Origin of the sequence: Pseudonocardia sp. Ae505_Ps2 (genome assembly GCF_001932425.1) — a bacterium.
Classification (GTDB): domain Bacteria; phylum Actinomycetota; class Actinomycetes; order Mycobacteriales; family Pseudonocardiaceae; genus Pseudonocardia.
This window is the reverse complement of sequence record NZ_MCIP01000004.1, coordinates 24,568-26,101: the sequence shown is the minus strand read 5'-3', so window position 1 is coordinate 26,101 and position 1,534 is coordinate 24,568. Positions and strand designations below refer to the sequence as shown.

General features: G+C 64.4%; 1 protein-coding gene and 1 pseudogene. Both read right to left on the bottom strand.

Features of this window, described 5'->3' with window-relative positions; genetic code table 11:
- A pseudogene (locus Ae505Ps2_RS31630) lies at positions 1-469 on the bottom strand (IS5/IS1182 family transposase); the annotation flags it as partial.
- A 745-nt stretch (positions 470-1,214) separates the two neighbouring features.
- A complete protein-coding gene (locus Ae505Ps2_RS29520; protein ID WP_075554406.1) occupies positions 1,215-1,406 on the bottom strand; it encodes a hypothetical protein in 192 nt (63 codons plus the stop codon).
- Between the last annotated feature and the right edge of the window lie 128 nt (positions 1,407-1,534).

Here is a 1,534-nt window from a genome sequence, read left to right as displayed (position 1 = left end):
CGTCGCTGGTCCATAGCGGCCATCCATCAGGTGCGGTGAGGACCTGGATGTTCCCGCCGTGGCGGCGGTGCTTGCCCGACCACCACAGGTCGACCCCGGGGGTGAGGCCGAGCGCGCGGCACCGGTCGGTGGCGATCAGGGTGCCGTCGAGATTCACGTGGGTGTGCCCGGCTGTGCGGGCGGCGAGCAGGGCTCCGTGCAGGCCGGGTGCGGCCGCGGCGAGGACGTCGATGCCTTCGTGCAGGTAACGGTAGGCCGTTGCAGTGCTGATCGCGTTGTCACCGGCCGAACATCGGACCCGGGTAGCATCACAGAACCAGCGGATCACCAGCACTGCCTGGGCGAACGGGGTCAACGCCCGCCGCCGGGTGCCACGTCGACGGCGTTGAAGGACCAGGAGCCGCGCCAGATAGGCCACGGTGCGCTCCCCGATCGGGAGGACAGCGGTGTAGGTGACAGGATCAGACATGCAGGACCTCGGTGACGGTGTCGATCTGTGCTGGACCGAACCGATCTACCGGGGTCCTGCCCCGTTCCCGCTCATCTCACCACCCTCGGCGTGTCGCCACGACCTGCCACCCCGCTACTGAGAACACCTCGTTGTCTACAACCTAGTTCTCATCTCCGATTTTCACCCCACTAGAAAGGGAGAGGACTGTCATTGCTGTCATGATCTTGTATCGTCGCAGGTCAAACCCGGTATCAGGGCGATGACAGCAACCATGACAGCAGCGCCGACACCCCTGTTTTGCTGTCATTGAGCCTTTTTCAACCTGACCGAGGACCCGCCGCGAAGCGGCGGCAGGGGCCCCGTCGGCAGCGGCCAGATCCCCGATGATGCAGGTCAGGCCGCCGCGTGGTCACGGTCCGGGGAGGCCCACTCGACGGCTTGACCAGCACAAACGCCAGGTTGAAAAAGGCTCATTAAGCGTGTGAGACCTGGGTTTAGCGTGAGGTGCTGATACCTAACTTGACCTGGGCAGATAGGTTCCTGGCTCTATGTCTAGATCTTGTTGTGACGCGGGGTCCGATACCTAACTTGAACTGGGGAAACAGGACCACATGAAGACGGCCCCGCATCTTCTCCTCCGCGGGCTACTTGGTAGCGCGGTGGAGTGAAGCGGGGCCGTCGAGGGGGCGTTGTGGATCTTGGCGGGTGTGCTGATACCTGATTTGACCTGCGATGACAGTAGGCGTGACGGTGGCTTGGCGGGTTACTTCTCGCGCTTGAGTGCGTCGCGGTGGTCGGCGAGGTCGTCGGCGATGGTGTCGCGGAAGGTGGTGTCGCTGATGAGTCGGCGGGTGGCGACGCGCATGAGGTGCTGGACGTAGAGGCGCTGCTTGTCGGTGTCGCGGCCGATCTTGCGTCCGATGACGCCGGCGAGTCGCTCTAGTGCGTTGACCACGAACGTTCACCGGTTTGGCGACACGCCGGGTGATGTCCCGGTCGAGCAGGTCGGGAACTCCCACTCTCGGCGCTGAGGTTGCGTCGGCGGCGGGAGTGGGGGCTTCGGAATGGCTGGACCGGTCAGGG